At 41.1% G+C, this 2399-nt stretch carries 2 protein-coding genes; both read right to left on the bottom strand.

The features are described from left to right. Positions 1-104 precede the first annotated feature (104 nt). Positions 105-389, bottom strand: coding sequence for a hypothetical protein (locus HMPREF3192_RS04135; protein WP_231723358.1), 285 nt, complete (start codon positions 387-389; stop codon positions 105-107). Positions 390-452: 63 nt separating this feature from the next. Continuing rightward, on the bottom strand, positions 453-2399 hold a 1947-nt coding region (locus tag HMPREF3192_RS04130), incomplete at its 5' end, for a type IV secretory system conjugative DNA transfer family protein (RefSeq protein WP_066305674.1).

Raw genomic sequence — 2399 nt, 5'->3', positions numbered from 1 at the left:
CCGCTATTGCAAGCGCACAACAGCTCAAAGTACGAGCCGTAAGACCTAAAAAGATTTTAGGCTCGTACTTTGTTAGGTCTTTTGTCATCTTGCAGCGAAGCATTTTAGTTTGCCCAGCTGGTATCCATGCCAGCAAAGTACACGCTTGCTGCAATAACAATGCCACCACCGACAATCATTGAGATTGCACCAGCAAGCTGTCCACCGCCACCTTGAGCACCGTCTTTCAAAGAAAGACCAAGGTTAATAAGTCCAAAAACGAGCAAAACTCCTCCCAAAAAGCCAATGCCTGAACTCATCTTTTTCATGAGATCACCGAGGTTGACACCAGGGTTTTCAGCTGCTGCTTTGGTGAGTAGATCAAAATACAGTGCATTTACGTTCATCATCTTTCCTTTCGTAGCTGTAAATGAATAACTTTTACTAAAAAAGTGCTTATATTTACTTAGTGCTTAGTTTTGTGATTCAAAGATGGACTTTGAATATTTTTCAAGCCATGTTAAACCCTCCTTTCCTGTTGGTTTTCCTGCTTTTTTATATGCAGAGTAATTAAAAATAAGTGCATCTTGTGGGGGTTTACGTGAGGGGTCAAACATAGATCTTTTGTTGTAGCGTGGGTGCTCCCATACCACGGATTTTTTATCCTGGATTGCAGACTCAGTACCCAAAAGCACAAGAGCATCACTGCTTGACAGCTGCGAGATTTCTTCGGTAGTAAAAGGTGATCTTCCGATAGTGTCACAACTTATGGTGTTATCAGCGGTTAGACCAGCCCCACGCTTTGAGCTGTTTTTCTTAAAAATTGTTTCTTGACCAAGAGACTCTGAAATAGTTTTTGCGGTCGAACTTAAACGAGAGCCACCAAGATAAAGTAGCGTTGCACAATTTTCACGAATTACAACAGCTTCTTTTTCGCCATAAACTTCTTCAAGCTGGGATAATGATTGCAACATCATCATGATTGAAATATTGCGTGATCTAACAACACTTATGCACTGTGTAAATGATGGAAGCTTGCCCACATTTTTAAACTCATCAGCAATAATAGTGAGGTGGTGTGGCAAGCGCTGGGTTTGCTTTATATCTACCATTCTCATTGGTAGATATATTGCTTGCCAAATAAATAATGACAAAAGGCAGCTTAGACTACCATCAAAGTCAGAGGTAATAATGAAAATGCAGCGTCTTTGATCGGTTTGACCTAGGCTTTCAAGGCGCATATCGTCATGACCTGCTTTGCCTAAAATATCAAGCACGCTTGATTGATTAATTTGTTGCAAGCGGGTATGTAAGGTAGTTACATATGAAGCAATGGTTTTGCCAGCGCCAGCCCTAAATTCCCTCCACCTTTTTAAAGATTCGTCTTGGTCAGGAGAAAGACCTTGATTAAAGCTAAAGACCTCAACACCTTTATCGTTGAGCTTAGAAGAAAACCATCCGCCCGCACATACTCCATCACGTCTTATCATTTTTGAAGGGGTAGTTTGTTGGGTGACACCTGCTCTCACATAGGACGATGCAGAGGTTTTGGTGGCGATGACTTGACCTGTTTCTATTTGGTCAAAGATCTTATCGAGCACATTTTTTTGATTAGGATTAGTATCGGTAGCGTCTACCTGACACTTATCGCAGAGCTTAAAAACATTTGCAAGGGTAAACTCATTAGGGTACCAGTAATATAAAAGTCCTAAAATTGCCTGAAGCATGAGCTTCACACCATCAGTCCAAATCTGCTCTCCTTGCCTTGCTCCATCTTGAGCGGTGTTGTTTATTAAACATTCTGAAAAAAGCATGATCGAAGCAAAATCGTGGATTCCTGCTAAGGGGTTGAATTGATCAGATTGAGCTTTGTTGACGGTATCAAACACATTAATCTCAACACCACGCCTTATAAGATCGGGGGCGCAACGTGTTAAGGTGGTACCTTTAGGATCAATCACAATGAGGTCGTGATCTGCTGCTTGTAAAATATTAGGTTCAACAATACCAACTGTTTTGTTGGAACCAGATCCCCCTATAACCATCACATTTAAGTTTGTGATGGTCTTTTTAACACCAGCAGTGTTATTGAGCGCAAGCGCCAAGTTTTTGGTCAAAATGATGTTGTTGTCAGCATCTTTTTTATCTTTATAGATAAGACCATCTGAAACCACTCCTCTTTTAGCGCTGCCATGCACATCTAAGTACTTAAAATTGCGTTGTGTGTTAAGCCAAAAGATATAGATACACAAAGGGGTGCATAACCCAACAAGCGCTGCGACAAGCACAGAAAAATCAAAGACAATGCCACAGCGAAGCAACATACAATCAACAAGCATGTCAGACACATACATAAGCGTGAGTGCATCATCAAGGCTTATGTAGTGAGCTATACACCAGCTTGCATACAGCGCCAAAAA

It is taken from the genome of Atopobium deltae (genome assembly GCF_001552785.1).
Taxonomy (GTDB): domain Bacteria; phylum Actinomycetota; class Coriobacteriia; order Coriobacteriales; family Atopobiaceae; genus Atopobium; species Atopobium deltae.
This window is presented reverse-complemented; position numbering and strand designations above follow the sequence as displayed.